We start from the raw sequence: 14,189 nt of genomic DNA, 5'->3' as shown, positions 1-14,189 counted from the left end.
AAGGAATTGTCGTTACATTCGGCGATATTTTTTCAAGACAGGTTCTTACTATGCATTCCACAGAAGTCCAGGCTAAACCTCTTTTTAGCTGGAAAGCCCTGGGTTGGGCACTGCTCTACTTTTGGTTTTTCTCTACTCTGCTACAGGCCATTATTTACATCAGTGGTTATAGTGGCACTAACGGCATTCGCGACTCGCTGTTATTCAGTTCGCTGTGGTTGATCCCGGTATTCCTCTTTCCGAAGCGGATTAAAATTATTGCCGCAGTAATCGGCGTGGTGCTATGGGCGGCCTCTCTGGCGGCGCTGTGCTACTACGTCATCTACGGTCAGGAGTTCTCGCAGAGCGTTCTGTTTGTGATGTTCGAAACCAACACCAACGAAGCCAGCGAGTATTTAAGCCAGTATTTCAGCCTGAAAATTGTGCTTATCGCGCTGGCCTATACGGCGGTGGCAGTTCTGCTGTGGACACGCCTGCGCCCGGTCTATATTCCAAAGCCGTGGCGTTATGTTGTCTCTTTTGCCCTGCTTTATGGCTTGATTCTGCATCCGATCGCCATGAATACGTTTATCAAAAACAAGCCGTTTGAGAAAACGTTGGATAACCTGGCATCGCGTATGGAGCCTGCCGCACCGTGGCAATTCCTGACCGGCTATTATCAGTATCGTCAGCAACTAAACTCGCTAACAAAGCTACTGAATGAAAATAATGCCTTGCCGCCGCTGGCTAATTTCAAAGATGAATCGGGTAACGAACCGCGCACCTTAGTGCTGGTGATTGGCGAGTCGACCCAGCGTGGACGCATGAGTCTGTACGGTTATCCGCGTGAAACCACGCCGGAGCTGGATGCACTGCATAAAACCGATCCGAATCTGACCGTGTTTAATAACGTGGTGACGTCTCGTCCGTACACCATTGAAATCCTGCAACAGGCGCTGACTTTTGCCAATGAAAAGAACCCGGATCTGTATCTGACGCAGCCGTCGCTGATGAACATGATGAAACAGGCGGGTTATAAAACCTTCTGGATCACCAACCAGCAGACGATGACCGCCCGCAATACCATGCTGACGGTATTTTCGCGCCAGACCGACAAGCAGTACTACATGAACCAGCAACGTACGCAGAGTGCGCGTGAATACGACACCAACGTGCTGAAGCCGTTCCAGGAAGTACTGAATGACCCTGCGCCGAAGAAACTGATCATCGTTCATCTGCTGGGTACGCATATCAAATACAAATACCGCTACCCGGAAAATCAGGGCAAGTTTGATGGCAATACCGATCATGTTCCGCCGGGACTAAGCGCAGAAGAGCTGGAGTCATATAACGATTATGATAACGCTAACCTGTATAACGATCATGTGGTTGCCAGCCTGATTAAAGACTTTAAAGCAGCAGACCCGAACGGTTTCCTGGTTTACTTCTCTGACCACGGTGAAGAGGTTTACGACACGCCGCCGCACAAAACTCAGGGGCGTAATGAGGACAACCCGACGCGTCATATGTACACCATTCCGTTCCTGCTGTGGACGTCAGAAAAATGGCAAGCGACTCATCCGCGTGATTTCTCGCAGGATGTTGATCGTAAATACAGCCTGGCGGAACTGATCCACACCTGGTCAGATTTGGCGGGCTTATCTTACGACGGTTACGATCCAACCCGTTCAGTGGTGAATCCACAGTTCAAAGAAACTACCCGCTGGATTGGTAACCCGTACAAGAAAAACGCGCTGATCGATTACGACACTCTGCCGTATGGCGATCAGGTGGGTAATCAGTAAATGACCTTTGTATCGCGTCTGGCGCTATTTGCCGGATGCGATACTGGCACAATGTTTACATCGCACTCCCATCAGGCCACACTTTTCAGGTGGCCTTTTTTCATAATGCCAGTTACTGTTTTCCCGTCTATGTACCTAAGGGAATAACATGTATCACGACGTCAGCTATCTGCTCTCCCGCCTGATCAACGGCCCGCTGTCCCTGCGCCAGATTTACTTTGCCAGCAGCAACGGCCCGGTGCCCGATCTTGCGTATCAGGTCGATTTTCCACGGCTGGAAATTGTGCTGGAAGGTGAATTTGTTGATACCGGCGCTGGAGCAACGTTAGTTCCCGGCGATGTGCTGTACGTTCCCGCTGGTGGCTGGAATTTTCCACAATGGCAAGCCCCCGCCACTACCTTTAGCGTGCTGTTTGGCAAACAGCAACTCGGTTTCAGCGTCGTGCAATGGGATGGCAAACAGTATCAAAATCTGGCGAAGCAACACGTCGCCCGACGCGGCCCGCGCATTGGTTCTTTTCTGCTACAAACGCTCAATGAAATGCAAATGCAGTCGCAGGAGCAGCAAACGGCCAGACTTATCGTCGCTAGCCTGCTTAGCCACTGCCGCGATTTGCTCGGCAGCCAAATCCAGACCGCCTCACGTAGCCAGGCACTATTTGAAGCTATTCGCGATTATATCGACGAACACTATGCCACCGCGCTTACCCGCGAATCTGTCGCACAGGCGTTCTATATTTCGCCAAATTACCTCTCGCACCTGTTTCAAAAAACGGGGGCCATTGGATTTAACGAATACCTGAATCACACGCGACTGGAACACGCTAAGACGTTATTGAAAGGCTATGACCTGAAGGTAAAAGAAGTGGCGCATGCCTGCGGCTTTGTTGACAGCAACTACTTCTGCCGTCTGTTTCGTAAAAACACCGAACGCTCGCCGTCGGAATATCGTCGGCAATACCATAGCCAACTGACAGAAAAATCGACTACTCCAGAATAAGATGGGTTTGCTGCGGCGCAGAAAGCACTTTGCGCACTGCGCTCATCACCCGCTGTGGCTCACGCAGGAACGCGTAGATGCTGCATTGCACGTAGCGGCAATGTTCAAATCGCTCAGCACCGGCAAGTTCAATATCCGTAATCAACAGCGCAACATCCGCCCGGCGGATATCCTCGTCCGCTAAACGATTCTCCGTTCCCAAAGCACCCTGAGTTTCAATGCTGACGCCCCACTTCTCTAACTGGCACAACTTTTCCAGCCGTTCCGCCGCCATATAAGTATGCGCCACGCCACTGACGCAGGCGGTTACTGCCACCAGGTATGCCATTTTAACCTCCCACGGTAACCTGAAATCCGGCCCGTTCTGCCATTTCGCGCATCGTTGCCACATCGGCTGACGACGGCGCTGGCACCTCTTTCATCGACCATGTTTTCCCCAGCAGACGGTATTTTGGTTCGCCGTACTGATGAAACGGTAACAGATGGATCTGCCTGATATTCAGCGGGATCAGTACGTCCAGCGCCTGCTGCATATTCTCCCGACTGAGCGTGAAACCTGGGATCAGTGGCAAGCGCGGGATCACATTAACACCTTCGCTCACCAGCAAACGCAGGTTCTCCAGCACACGCGGCAGGTTCATCTTCACCACATCCCGCGCCTGAGTTGCATCCATTATTTTTAAATCGAACAACACTTCATCGCACAATTTCGCCAGCGGTAACAGCTTGCTGGCTGGCGCGTCTCCGGCAGTTTCGATGGCGCATGACACGCCCCACAGACGAAGTCGCTGTAAAAAACGGGTAGCAAACTCCGCCTGCATTAGCACTTCGCCGCCAGAAAGCGTGACGCCACCGCCGGACGCGCGAAAGAAAATGTCATCTTTCATCACTTCCCGCTCCAGCGCGTCAAGGCTGATATCGCGACCAATCCGTTCAAACGCACCGGAAGGGCATTCATCCGCATCACGCAAACATTTCGCACAGTGCAGACATTTCGCCTCTCTGCGTACCGTCTGGATTTTGCCGGAGATCGACTCCGGATTAGCACACCACGGGCAAAGATGCGGGCAGCCTTTAAAAAAGACCACCGTACGAATGCCCTCGCCGTCATTCAGTGAATAACGCTGAATGTTGAAAATGCGCGCCACATCATCGCGGCGCGTTTCCACAACGTTACAGCTGATGCGCTGTCCGGCGGATGATGTCATCCTGGATCTCCTTCGACAATTCGACAAAGAAGGCGCTGTATCCGGCTACGCGCACCACCAGCCCGGCATAGTCCTGTGGGCGCTGTTGGGCTTCCCGCAACGTGTCAGCGTTCACCACGTTAAACTGAATATGCTGCAACTTAAGCTGGGTAAATGCCCGTAAGAAGTCGGCCAGTTTGCGTAATCCCGCTTCACCTTCCAGGGTCGCCGGAGTGAATTTCACGTTCAGCAACGTACCGTTAGAAAGCAGCGTGTTATCGAGCTTGCTGACTGATTTCAGTACCGCCGTTGGTCCTTGTGCATCCTGGCCCAGCATGGGAGACAAACCACCGTCTGCCAGTTGTTCCCCGGCAAAACGGCCGTCTGGCGTCGCACCAACCACCGATCCCAACGGGACGTGAGCAGAAACGGTATACGATCCCGGCGTGAAGTAGCCGCCGCGCGGGTTCTGGTATTTTTCCACTTCTTTGCAGTAATGACGCAGGAGTTCGGCGCTAATGTTATCCACCTCGTCGATATCGTTACCGTATTTCTCAAAGCGGTTAATTAAGCGAGCGCGGATTTTTTCGCCTTCTGGCGTTGCGAAGTTAGCTTTTAATACCGACAGCAATTCGTCAAAACTTAAACGCTGTTGCTCAAAAACCATCCCTTTCAACGCATGGAGAGAATCGCTCAGGTTGGCGATACCGATCCCCTGTACGCCGGAGAAGTTATAACGCGCGCCGCCATCGGTAATATCGCGGCCTTTTTCCAGACAATCGCTGATAAACGATGAGAGCAGCGGTACAGGAGCCCAGTCACGATGGCCGATATCACAAATATTGCTGCCTTCAACCATCAGGGTGATGTAGTGGCTGATCTTGACGCGGATCTGTTCCAGCAAACCTTCATAACTCAGCGCAGCATTGCCTTCATTTTCATGCAAGCAGATTTCCATCACTTTCAGCAGGTTAAACATCGCGATGTCATGCAAGCCGTAGGTTCTGCCAGGAATAGATAATTCCACGCAGCCCACTACGGAATAGTCGCGCGCATCTTCCAGCGAAACGCCACGGTTGAGGAACGCTGGCACCACCACTTCATCGTTAAAGATTTGCGGAATCCCCGTGCCGAGGCGGATGGTTTCTGCGGTTTTCATCAGGAAAGGCGTGTCGATCAAGGCGTTAGTGCGCACGCCGAGGTTCGGTTGCGGCAATTGCACGCTTTGATAAGCATCGAGACAGAGGAACGAAAGCACGTTCACTGCGCTACGTCCGTTCTCGGTTAACCCACCGAGCAGGGCGGTATAGCCGGTTGGGAAACCTGCGAAATAACGCGCGCTGCTGGTGGAGCGCAACAGCACGATGTCATTGCATTTCACCCATAAAGATTCGAGCAGTTCTTTCAGGAACGCCGGATCTTCGCCCTGGGTTAATGATGCCTGATAGAAAGGCAACATATACTGGTCGAAGCGCCCTAAAGACAGCGAGCTGGCGTTGGATTCGTATTGCAGAATGATGTTCATGTACCAGAACAACTGGCACGCTTGCCAGAACGTCTGCGGCTTATGTTCGGCGTTATGGCGGGAGATCTCCGCGATAGTCAGCAGTTCTTCGCGACGCTGGGCATCAGTGCAGTTTGCCGCCATCGTTTCCGCCAGTTCGGCGTAACGCAAAATGTGTTTCTGCGAGGCTTCGAGCAATAACAGCGCAGCCTGATAAAAGTGATTCTCCGGCTGTTGCTGGCAATGTTGCTGCATCTGCGCCACCAGCTCACCCAGCCCGTGATTCAGCAGGCGCGGGTAATCAATAATGATGTGCCCCTGGCCTTTATCTGTCTGGTTGATACTGAAAATCTGCGTGCTGGTCGCGACTTTTACTTCATCCGTCATCTGCCCGTTGATGAAATCTTTCATCGAACGTTTTTCCCAGTATGGGAACAGCTCTTCGCGGTAGATACGTTTATCTTCTTCACTAATGGCGAAGCGGTCCTGCGGTCGCGTCGGAAATTGATCCAGCTCTTTCAGCAGCCAGTAAGGGTCCATTTCCGGCGACATAATCCCGGCGCGCGGTTTTACGGTACGGTTACCAGCAATCAGTTCTTCATCACGAATCGAAATTTCAACATGTTCAAGGATATACGCTGTTGCTTTCGCCCGGCGCAATATCACTGGTTCGCCTTCGGTTTGCCGATGGCTGGCGGTATAAAGCAGCGCCCGCTCCAGCGAGATTTCACGGGTATTAGCAAACAGTGCAGTTTTAAGGCGAGAGATACGATTCGTCATGAGGAACTCCTGTGGGGAAGCGAACCCGCCCTTGCGAGCGGGATAAGGACTTAAGCGGTTTGTGCCAGGTGAGCTTCAATTTTGCTCATAATGGCGTCAGCGCGTTTTACCGCGTCGCTGATGTTGACGCGCACAATGGTCTTGCCAGCAAAACGCTCTTCAAACTTGATGCCGATATCTTTGGTCAGAATCACCATATCGGCGCTCGCCACGTCTTCCGCAGTCAGTTCATTTTCCAGACCAATCGAGCCCTGAGTTTCTACTTTCACTTCCCAACCTTTCGCTTTCGCAGCGCTTTCAAGCGCCTCTGCCGCCATATAAGTATGGGCAACACCAGATGGACATGCGGTTACTGCAATAATTTTCGTCATGGCTCGTTCCTCAATTAATTAATTTCAAAATCCAGATCCAGGTCGTCTTCCTTCTCATCAGTCGAAGGCCCATTTTTACGCGCCAGACTTTTCAGCACGTTCACGCAGACTGCCGTCACCACTGCTCCGACAGCCACTGCGGCGATATAACCCAGCTTGCCTTCAACCACCGGCAGCACAATCAGACCACCCCAGCCTGCATAGCACTGCGCACCGACCAGCGCCGCAGTTACTGCACCACAAACTGAACCGACCATGATGGACGGAATGACACGCAGCGGATCGGCAGCGGCGAAAGGAATCGCCCCTTCGGTAACCCCAACGCACCCCATCACCAGCGCCGCTTTGCCGGTTTCGCGCTCTTCTGCAGAGAAATTTTTACGACCAATCAGCGTCGCCAGCCCCATGCCCAACGGTGGAACACAAATCCCAACAGCGGCAATAGCCACCACGGTATAAACCCCCTGAGCAACGCAAATCAGCATGAAGGCATAGGCCACTTTGTTAACCGGACCACCCATATCGAACGCCAGCATCAGACCCATGATCACCGCCAGCATAACAATGCTGCCCTGCTGCATCCCCTGTAGCCACTGAGTCAGGCTGTTGGTCAACGCACCCACCGGCTCGCCCAGTCCCCACATCATGACACCAGCGGTAATCAGTGTGCCGACGATCGGAATGATGAAGATTGGCATCACCGAGCGCAGAACTTTATGCACCGGAATTTTCTTCAGGTAATGCACCACGATGCCGCCGATAATCCCGGCGATCAGCGCGCCAAAGAAGCCCGCACCAAAGCTGTTACCAACCCAGGCACCGATAGCGCACGGAGCCAGCGCAGAGCGTTCTGCAATGGAATAACCGATGTAAGCGGCGAGGAAAGGCACCATCAGCGTCAAACCTGCAACGCCGATATCAAACAGTTTTTTCAGATTCGGATCGGCTACGGCGTCCGGCACTGCGCCTTTGCCATACAACATGACGGAAACCGCCAGCAAAATACCGCCCGATACCACAAAGGGAATCATGTGTGAAACGCCCGTCATTAAATGCTGGCGGGTATTTTTCAGGATCTGCACCAACTCATTCATAAGCTGCTCCCGGGCTTGTGAAAGCCCATGTCCATATTTTTGATGGAGGAAACAATAGGCAATCGCAGGCGGAGCAAACAGTGGATAAAAAGGCCATTTACTGGACTTTTGTAATATCAGTACAAAAATGCGATCCGCCTCATAACTTGCGATAACCCGGAAGCATGCCGCAGAACGGCGTCTTGTGAGACGCGTCGCAAATTGACGGTTACATTACATTTGTCCAGCTTTTGGCAGATTTGTCACATGGCAGGCCGTTGCCGTGCGCTCTTATCCTGTAAACAGAAAACCGTACCGGGAGAGAGGCAATGGCCCTGATTGTGGAATTTATTTGTGAGCTACCTAACGGCGTACATGCGCGTCCGGCAAGCCACGTTGAAACGCTGTGTAATACTTTTTCATCACAAATTGAGTGGCATAACCTGCGCACTGACCGCAAGGGCAACGCCAAAAGCGCCCTTGCACTGATTGGCACCGATACGCTGGTGGGTGATAACTGCCAGTTACTGATTTCCGGGGCCGACGAGCAGGAAGCGCACCAGCGTTTAAGCCAATGGCTGCGCGATGAATTCCCCCACTGCGACGCACCGCTGGCGGAAGTAAAATCTGACGAACTGGAGCCGCTGCCGGTTTCACTGACCAACCTGAATCCGCGAATTATCCGCGCCCGCACCGTGTGCAGCGGTAGCGCAGGCGGCATTCTGACGCCGATCTCTTCTTTAGATCTCAATGCGCTGGGTAATCTTCCCGCAACCAACGGCGTTGACGCCGAGCAATCCGCGCTGGAAAACGGCCTGACACTGGTACTGAAAAATATTGAGTTTCGTCTGCTGGATAGCGACGGTGCTACCAGCGCGATTCTGGAAGCGCACCGCTCCCTGGCTGGCGATACTTCCCTGCGCGAACATTTACTGGCAGGCGTCAGCGCTGGATTAAGCTGCGCCGAAGCGATTGTCGCCAGTGCGAATCACTTTTGCGAAGAGTTTTCCCGTTCCAGCAGCAGCTACCTGCAAGAACGCGCGCTGGATGTGCGCGATGTCTGCTTCCAGTTACTCCAGCAAATCTACGGCGAGAAACGCTTTCCGGCACCGGGCAAGCTAACGCAGCCCGCCATTTGTATGGCGGATGAACTGACCCCTAGCCAGTTCCTCGAACTGGATAAAAATCACCTCAAAGGATTGTTGCTCAAAAGCGGCGGCACCACCTCACACACGGTGATCCTTGCCCGTTCGTTCAACATTCCGACGCTGGTTGGTGTGGATATTGATGCCCTTACTCCGTGGCAGCATCAAACGATTTATATCGACGGCAACGCTGGGGCGATTGTGGTTGAGCCTGGAGAAGCCGTAGCCCGTTATTATCAGCAAGAAGCCCGCGTACAGAACGCCCTTCGTGAGCAACAGCGTGTCTGGCTGACCCAACAAGCCCGTACCGCTGACGGTATCCGCATTGAAATTGCCGCTAACATCGCTCACTCCGTCGAAGCGCAGGCCGCATTCGGCAATGGTGCGGAAGGCGTTGGTTTGTTCCGCACTGAAATGCTCTATATGGATCGCACCAGTGCACCGGGCGAAAGCGAGCTGTACAACATTTTTTGTCAGGCGCTGGAGTCCGCCAACGGACGCAGCATTATTGTGCGCACTATGGATATTGGCGGTGACAAACCCGTTGATTATCTGAATATTCCCGCAGAGGCAAACCCGTTCCTCGGTTATCGCGCCGTACGTATTTATGAAGAGTACGCCTCGTTGTTTACCACGCAGCTACGATCGATCCTGCGCGCCTCCGCTCATGGCAGCCTGAAAATCATGATCCCGATGATCTCTTCAATGGAAGAGATCTTATGGGTGAAAGAAAAACTGGCGGAAGCTAAACAGCAGCTGCGTAACGAACACATTCCGTTTGATGAGAAGATCCAGCTCGGTATCATGCTTGAAGTGCCGTCAGTAATGTTCATCATCGATCAATGCTGTGAGGAGATTGATTTCTTTAGTATTGGTAGTAATGACCTGACGCAATATCTGCTGGCAGTGGATCGCGATAACGCTAAGGTAACTCGTCACTACAACAGCCTGAATCCGGCATTCTTACGAGCGCTTGATTACGCCGTGCAGGCAGTGCATCGCCAGGGCAAATGGATTGGTCTGTGCGGTGAACTGGGGGCGAAAGGTTCCGTGCTGCCGTTGCTGGTCGGTTTAGGGCTGGATGAGTTGAGCATGAGTGCACCGTCAATTCCGGCGGCGAAAGCGCGGATGGCGCAACTTGATAGCCGCGAATGCCGCCAGTTACTCAACCAGGCAATGGCCTGCCGTACTTCGCTGGAAGTGGAACACCTGCTGGCACAATTCCGCATGACGCAACAGGACGCACCGCTGGTCACCGCCGAGTGCATCACGCTGGAAAGCGACTGGCGCAGCAAAGAAGAAGTGCTCAAAGGCATGACCGATAACCTGCTGCTGGCGGGCCGCTGCCGCTATCCGCGTAAACTGGAAGCCGACTTGTGGGCGCGCGAGGCCGTTTTCTCTACCGGTCTGGGCTTTAGTTTTGCCATTCCACACAGCAAATCAGAACACATTGAGCAGTCCACCATCAGCGTGGCGCGTCTGCAAGCGCCAGTGCGCTGGGGCGATGATGAAGCACAATTCATCATTATGTTAACCCTTAACAAACACGCTGCCGGCGATCAGCATATGCGCATTTTCTCGCGCCTCGCTCGCCGCATCATGCACGAAGAATTCCGTAACGCGCTGGTTAACGCCGCCTCTGCCGACGCTATCGCCAGCCTGCTGCAACATGAACTGGAACTGTAAAAGGAAACATCATGGAACTGTATCTGGACACCGCTAACGTCGCAGAAGTCGAACGTCTGGCACGCATATTCCCGATTGCCGGGGTAACAACTAACCCGAGCATTATCGCTGCCAGCAAGGAGTCCATCTGGGAAGTGCTGCCGCGTTTGCAAAAAGCGATTGGTGATGAGGGTATTCTGTTTGCTCAGACCATGAGTCGTGACGCACAGGGTATGGTGGAAGAAGCGAAGCGCCTGCGCGACGCCATTCCGGGCATTGTGGTGAAAATCCCGGTAACTTCCGAAGGTCTTGCCGCCATTAAAATGCTGAAAAAAGAGGGTATTACTACACTTGGCACCGCTGTATATAGCGCCGCACAAGGGTTATTAGCCGCGCTGGCAGGGGCAAAATATGTTGCTCCGTATGTTAACCGCGTCGACGCCCAGGGCGGTGACGGCATTCGTACGGTTCAGGAGCTGCAAGCGCTGTTGGAAATGCACGCGCCAGAAAGCATGGTGCTGGCTGCCAGCTTTAAAACACCGCGTCAGGCGCTGGATTGTTTGCTGGCAGGATGTGAGTCCATCACCCTACCCTTAGATGTAGCGCAACAAATGCTCAACACTCCTGCGGTAGAGTCGGCTATAGAGAAGTTTGAGCACGACTGGAATGCCGCATTTGGCACTACTCATCTCTAAAGGAGCAATTATGGACCGCATTATTCAATCACCGGGTAAATACATCCAGGGCGCAGATGTCATTAATCGTCTGGGCGAGTACCTGAAGCCGCTGGCAGAACGCTGGTTAGTGGTGGGTGACAAATTTGTTTTAGGTTTTGCTCAATCCACTGTCGAGAAAAGCTTTAAAGATGCTGGACTGGTAGTAGAAATTGCGCCGTTTGGCGGTGAATGTTCGCAAAATGAGATCGACCGTCTGCGTGGCATCGCGGAGACTGCGCAGTGTGGCGCAATTCTCGGTATCGGTGGCGGAAAAACCCTCGATACTGCCAAAGCGCTGGCACATTTCATGGATGTTCCGGTAGCGATCGCACCGACTATTGCCTCTACCGACGCACCATGCAGCGCGCTGTCTGTTATCTACACCGATGATGGTGAGTTTGACCGCTATCTGCTGTTGCCAAATAACCCGAATATGGTCATTGTCGACACCAAAATCGTCGCGGGCGCACCTGCACGTCTGTTAGCGGCGGGTATCGGCGATGCGCTGGCGACCTGGTTTGAAGCGCGTGCTTGCTCTCGTAGCGGTGCGACCACAATGGCGGGCGGTAAGTGTACTCAGGCAGCGCTGGCGCTGGCTGAACTGTGCTACAACACGCTGCTGGAAGAAGGCGAAAAAGCGATGCTTGCCGCCGAACAGCATGTAGTAACTCCAGCACTGGAACGCGTGATTGAAGCGAACACCTATTTGAGCGGCGTTGGCTTTGAAAGCGGTGGGCTGGCTGCGGCGCACGCGGTGCATAACGGCCTGACTGCAATCCCTGATGCCCATCACTATTATCATGGTGAAAAAGTGGCATTTGGTACGCTGACGCAGCTGGTTCTGGAAAATGCGCCGGTGGAAGAAATCGAAACCGTAGCTGCACTTAGCCATGCGGTAGGTTTGCCAATAACCCTCGCTCAACTGGATATTAAAGAAGATGTCCCGGCGAAAATGCGGATTGTGGCAGAAGCGGCATGTGCAGAAGGTGAAACCATCCACAACATGCCTGGCGGCGCGACGCCAGATCAGGTTTACGCCGCACTGCTGGTAGCCGACCAGTACGGTCAGCGTTTCCTGGAAGAGTGGGAATAATCTATGCCAAACTCCCGGCTTGTCCGGGAGTTTGAACGCAAAATTGCCTGATGCGCTACGCTTATCAGGCCTACGAAATATATGCAATGCATTGAATTTACGTGCTTTTTATGTCTGATAAGGCGTTCACGCCGCATCCGGCACTCTGTGCCATTAATCTGATACTCCCACGTTGTTCGGGAGTTTTATATCCGCTTCTGGACATTTTCTCCACAGAACAATCGTTAGCCCGGAAGGTCGAATCTGTGAATATTTTTTCACGGACGAAACAGATGAAAGCTTCACTGGCGTTGTTCAGTCTTCTGACGGTATTTACCAGTTACTCCTTAAAATCTCCCGCTGTTCCACCAACCGTGGTACAAATCCAGGCCAACACCAATCTTGCCATCGCAGACGGTGCCAGACAGCAAATTGGCAGCACGCTATTTTACGATCCGGCGTATGTGCAGCTTACTTATCCTGGCGGTGATGTCCCGCAAGAACGCGGCGTATGTTCCGATGTGGTGATCCGCGCCCTGCGCAGCCAGAAGGTCGATTTGCAAAAACTGGTTCACGAAGATATGGCGAAGAATTTTGCCGATTATCCGCAAAAGTGGAAGTTAAAGCGCCCGGACAGCAACATCGATCACCGTCGGGTGCCTAATCTGGAAACCTGGTTTACCCGCCACGATAAAACACGCCCCACCAGCAAAAACGCCAGTGACTACCAAGCGGGCGATATTGTCTCCTGGCGATTAGATAATGGGCTGGCGCATATCGGAGTGGTGTCAGATGGCTTTGCCCGCGACGGTACGCCGCTGGTGATACATAACATTGGCGCAGGCGCGCAGGAAGAAGACGTGCTGTTTAGCTGGCGGATGGTGGGGCATTATCGGTATTTTGCTAAATAAGCGCTCGCCCCACCTGTAAAAAATTCAGATCCTTTTTACGCTGACGGCTTCTTTTTTCTTACGGCTCACCAGCGCCAGTGCCAGCACAATCAGCACAATACCGCTGCCTTCAACCGCGCCGGGATTCTCACCGAGCAACCACCAGGAAAAGAGTACGCCGCAAACGGGAACCGCCAGTGTACTTAAGCTGGCAATACTGGCGGGCAAGTTTTTCAGCACAAACAGCCATAAGCTCCAGGCCAGCGCCGTCGCCAGAATCGCACTGTAGGCCAGCGCCCAGAATACGGTGGGCTGCCAGTCAATTTCACGTTGCGGCACCAGTAAAGCGACCGCACTCATCATCAGCGCCGCATACAACATCTGCCAGGATGTTAACGACAATAAATCTACGCGCGGATGACGGGCGTAAAGGCGTTTAGCGACAATGGCACTCGCCCCCCAACTGACACCAGAGAGGATCGCCAGCATGGCGCTTTTCATCGAAGAGAAATCGAGTTGCCACGGCTGCAACACCAAAAATAAGCCGAAAGCGGCAATCAGAATCGCGAAATATTGCCCGCGTCGCAGGCGTTCACCGAGAAACAACGCGGCGAAAATCACCACCCAGAACGGCATGGTATAGCTCAGGATCGCCACCTTCCCCGCTCCGCCGCTCACCAGCGCCCACTGCGCCAGGCCAACCATCCCGCAGGTTTGTAACAGGGCAATGGCTAAGGTGTATTTAAAGGGCGTCGGGCGCATGCCGCGACCGCGTAATAAAAGGACGATGAATAAAACGAGAGCGCCGAAAATGCAGCGTAAAGCGGTAAAGTCGAAGGCACCGATGTAGCTGGTGACTTGCTTCATGAAAATCCAGCTATAACTCCAGATAAGTGTGAGCACAACCAGGCCACTGATTGCCAGTGGGTTGCTCTTTCCTGCGGCAGACATGAGAGATCCAGTGTGTAGTTTTCCTGTGGACACTATACGCTGGTAAAGAAA

General features: G+C 53.0%; 12 protein-coding genes. 6 read left to right on the top strand and 6 right to left on the bottom strand.

Translation table 11 applies throughout. From position 1 onward, the window contains the following. Positions 1 to 50: 50 nt before the first annotated feature. Positions 51 to 1,784: a phosphoethanolamine transferase CptA gene (locus tag HEN33_RS13535; protein ID WP_000556307.1), complete on the top strand. Its 1,734-nt coding sequence runs from the start codon at positions 51 to 53 to the stop codon at positions 1,782 to 1,784. 148 nt (positions 1,785 to 1,932) lie between these two features. Further along, entirely contained in the window at positions 1,933 to 2,784 is an 852-nt protein-coding gene (locus tag HEN33_RS13530) for an AraC family transcriptional regulator (protein ID WP_105284533.1), read from the top strand. Here the strand turns inward: HEN33_RS13530 and HEN33_RS13525 are convergent. Genes HEN33_RS13525 through HEN33_RS13505 form a run of 5 tightly spaced genes read right to left on the bottom strand, consistent with a single transcriptional unit; the run spans position 2,771 to position 7,720 of the window. Beyond that, positions 2,771 to 3,112, bottom strand: a complete 342-nt coding sequence (locus tag HEN33_RS13525) for a PTS fructose-like transporter subunit IIB (RefSeq protein WP_000323849.1) — start codon at positions 3,110 to 3,112, stop codon at positions 2,771 to 2,773. The two genes, HEN33_RS13530 and HEN33_RS13525, sit on opposite strands and share 14 nt — an antisense overlap. Position 3,113: 1 nt before the next feature. Beyond that, a complete protein-coding gene (locus HEN33_RS13520; protein WP_176263048.1) occupies positions 3,114 to 3,992 on the bottom strand; it encodes a [formate-C-acetyltransferase]-activating enzyme in 879 nt (292 codons plus the stop codon). Next, positions 3,958 to 6,255, bottom strand: a complete 2,298-nt coding sequence (locus HEN33_RS13515) for a formate C-acetyltransferase (RefSeq protein ID WP_176263049.1) — start codon at positions 6,253 to 6,255, stop codon at positions 3,958 to 3,960. Before HEN33_RS13515 ends, HEN33_RS13520 begins: the two co-directional genes overlap by 35 nt. A gap of 50 nt (positions 6,256 to 6,305) precedes the next feature. Next, a complete protein-coding gene (locus HEN33_RS13510; protein WP_000161265.1) occupies positions 6,306 to 6,626 on the bottom strand; it encodes a PTS fructose-like transporter subunit IIB in 321 nt (106 codons plus the stop codon). Between the two features lie 14 nt (positions 6,627 to 6,640). Beyond that, positions 6,641 to 7,720: a PTS fructose transporter subunit EIIC gene (locus HEN33_RS13505; RefSeq protein ID WP_001004468.1), complete on the bottom strand. Its 1,080-nt coding sequence runs from the start codon at positions 7,718 to 7,720 to the stop codon at positions 6,641 to 6,643. Positions 7,721 to 8,028: 308 nt separating this feature from the next. On the opposite strand from HEN33_RS13505, the gene ptsP reads away from it, so the two are divergent. The 4 genes from ptsP to HEN33_RS13485 all read left to right on the top strand — a co-directional run bounded on the left by ptsP (position 8,029) and on the right by HEN33_RS13485 (position 13,208). Continuing rightward, positions 8,029 to 10,530 (top strand): phosphoenolpyruvate--protein phosphotransferase, encoded by a 2,502-nt coding sequence (gene ptsP, locus HEN33_RS13500; protein WP_176263050.1) that lies wholly within the window; start codon positions 8,029 to 8,031, stop codon positions 10,528 to 10,530. 11 nt (positions 10,531 to 10,541) lie between these two features. Continuing rightward, positions 10,542 to 11,204 carry a fructose-6-phosphate aldolase gene (gene fsa, locus HEN33_RS13495; RefSeq protein ID WP_000424845.1) on the top strand — a complete coding sequence of 221 codons (663 nt, stop codon included), beginning with the start codon at positions 10,542 to 10,544 and terminating at the stop codon, positions 11,202 to 11,204. 10 nt (positions 11,205 to 11,214) lie between these two features. Continuing rightward, positions 11,215 to 12,318 (top strand): bifunctional L-1,2-propanediol dehydrogenase/glycerol dehydrogenase, encoded by a 1,104-nt coding sequence (gldA, locus tag HEN33_RS13490; RefSeq protein WP_176263051.1) that lies wholly within the window; start codon positions 11,215 to 11,217, stop codon positions 12,316 to 12,318. Positions 12,319 to 12,590: 272 nt separating this feature from the next. Further along, complete coding sequence (locus HEN33_RS13485) at positions 12,591 to 13,208, top strand: DUF1287 domain-containing protein (RefSeq protein WP_032185645.1); 618 nt, start codon at positions 12,591 to 12,593, stop codon at positions 13,206 to 13,208. A 24-nt stretch (positions 13,209 to 13,232) separates the two neighbouring features. Here HEN33_RS13485 and yijE read toward each other — a convergent pair whose 3' ends face one another. Further along, on the bottom strand, positions 13,233 to 14,138 hold the full coding sequence (gene yijE, locus HEN33_RS13480) for a cystine transporter YijE (RefSeq protein ID WP_176263052.1): 906 nt from the start codon (positions 14,136 to 14,138) through the stop codon (positions 13,233 to 13,235). Between the last annotated feature and the right edge of the window lie 51 nt (positions 14,139 to 14,189).

The organism is Escherichia sp. 94.0001 (assembly GCF_013369155.2).
GTDB classification, from domain to species: Bacteria; Pseudomonadota; Gammaproteobacteria; order Enterobacterales; family Enterobacteriaceae; genus Escherichia; species Escherichia coli_F.
Note: the sequence above shows the minus strand (reverse complement) of the source record. Positions and strands in the feature narration are given on the sequence as shown.

Bases quoted from the DNA above. Each gene is read 5' to 3' on its own strand.
- HEN33_RS13535 (WP_000556307.1), top strand. From the start codon at position 51: ATGCATTCCACAGAAGTCCAGGCTAAACCTCTTTTTAGCTGGAAAGCC.
- HEN33_RS13530 (WP_105284533.1), top strand. From the start codon at position 1,933: ATGTATCACGACGTCAGCTATCTGCTCTCCCGCCTGATCAACGGCCCG.
- HEN33_RS13525 (WP_000323849.1), bottom strand. From the start codon at position 3,112: ATGGCATACCTGGTGGCAGTAACCGCCTGCGTCAGTGGCGTGGCGCAT.
- HEN33_RS13520 (WP_176263048.1), bottom strand. From the start codon at position 3,992: ATGACATCATCCGCCGGACAGCGCATCAGCTGTAACGTTGTGGAAACG.
- HEN33_RS13515 (WP_176263049.1), bottom strand. From the start codon at position 6,255: ATGACGAATCGTATCTCTCGCCTTAAAACTGCACTGTTTGCTAATACC.
- HEN33_RS13510 (WP_000161265.1), bottom strand. From the start codon at position 6,626: ATGACGAAAATTATTGCAGTAACCGCATGTCCATCTGGTGTTGCCCAT.
- HEN33_RS13505 (WP_001004468.1), bottom strand. From the start codon at position 7,720: ATGAATGAGTTGGTGCAGATCCTGAAAAATACCCGCCAGCATTTAATG.
- ptsP (WP_176263050.1), top strand. From the start codon at position 8,029: ATGGCCCTGATTGTGGAATTTATTTGTGAGCTACCTAACGGCGTACAT.
- fsa (WP_000424845.1), top strand. From the start codon at position 10,542: ATGGAACTGTATCTGGACACCGCTAACGTCGCAGAAGTCGAACGTCTG.
- gldA (WP_176263051.1), top strand. From the start codon at position 11,215: ATGGACCGCATTATTCAATCACCGGGTAAATACATCCAGGGCGCAGAT.
- HEN33_RS13485 (WP_032185645.1), top strand. From the start codon at position 12,591: ATGAAAGCTTCACTGGCGTTGTTCAGTCTTCTGACGGTATTTACCAGT.
- yijE (WP_176263052.1), bottom strand. From the start codon at position 14,138: ATGTCTGCCGCAGGAAAGAGCAACCCACTGGCAATCAGTGGCCTGGTT.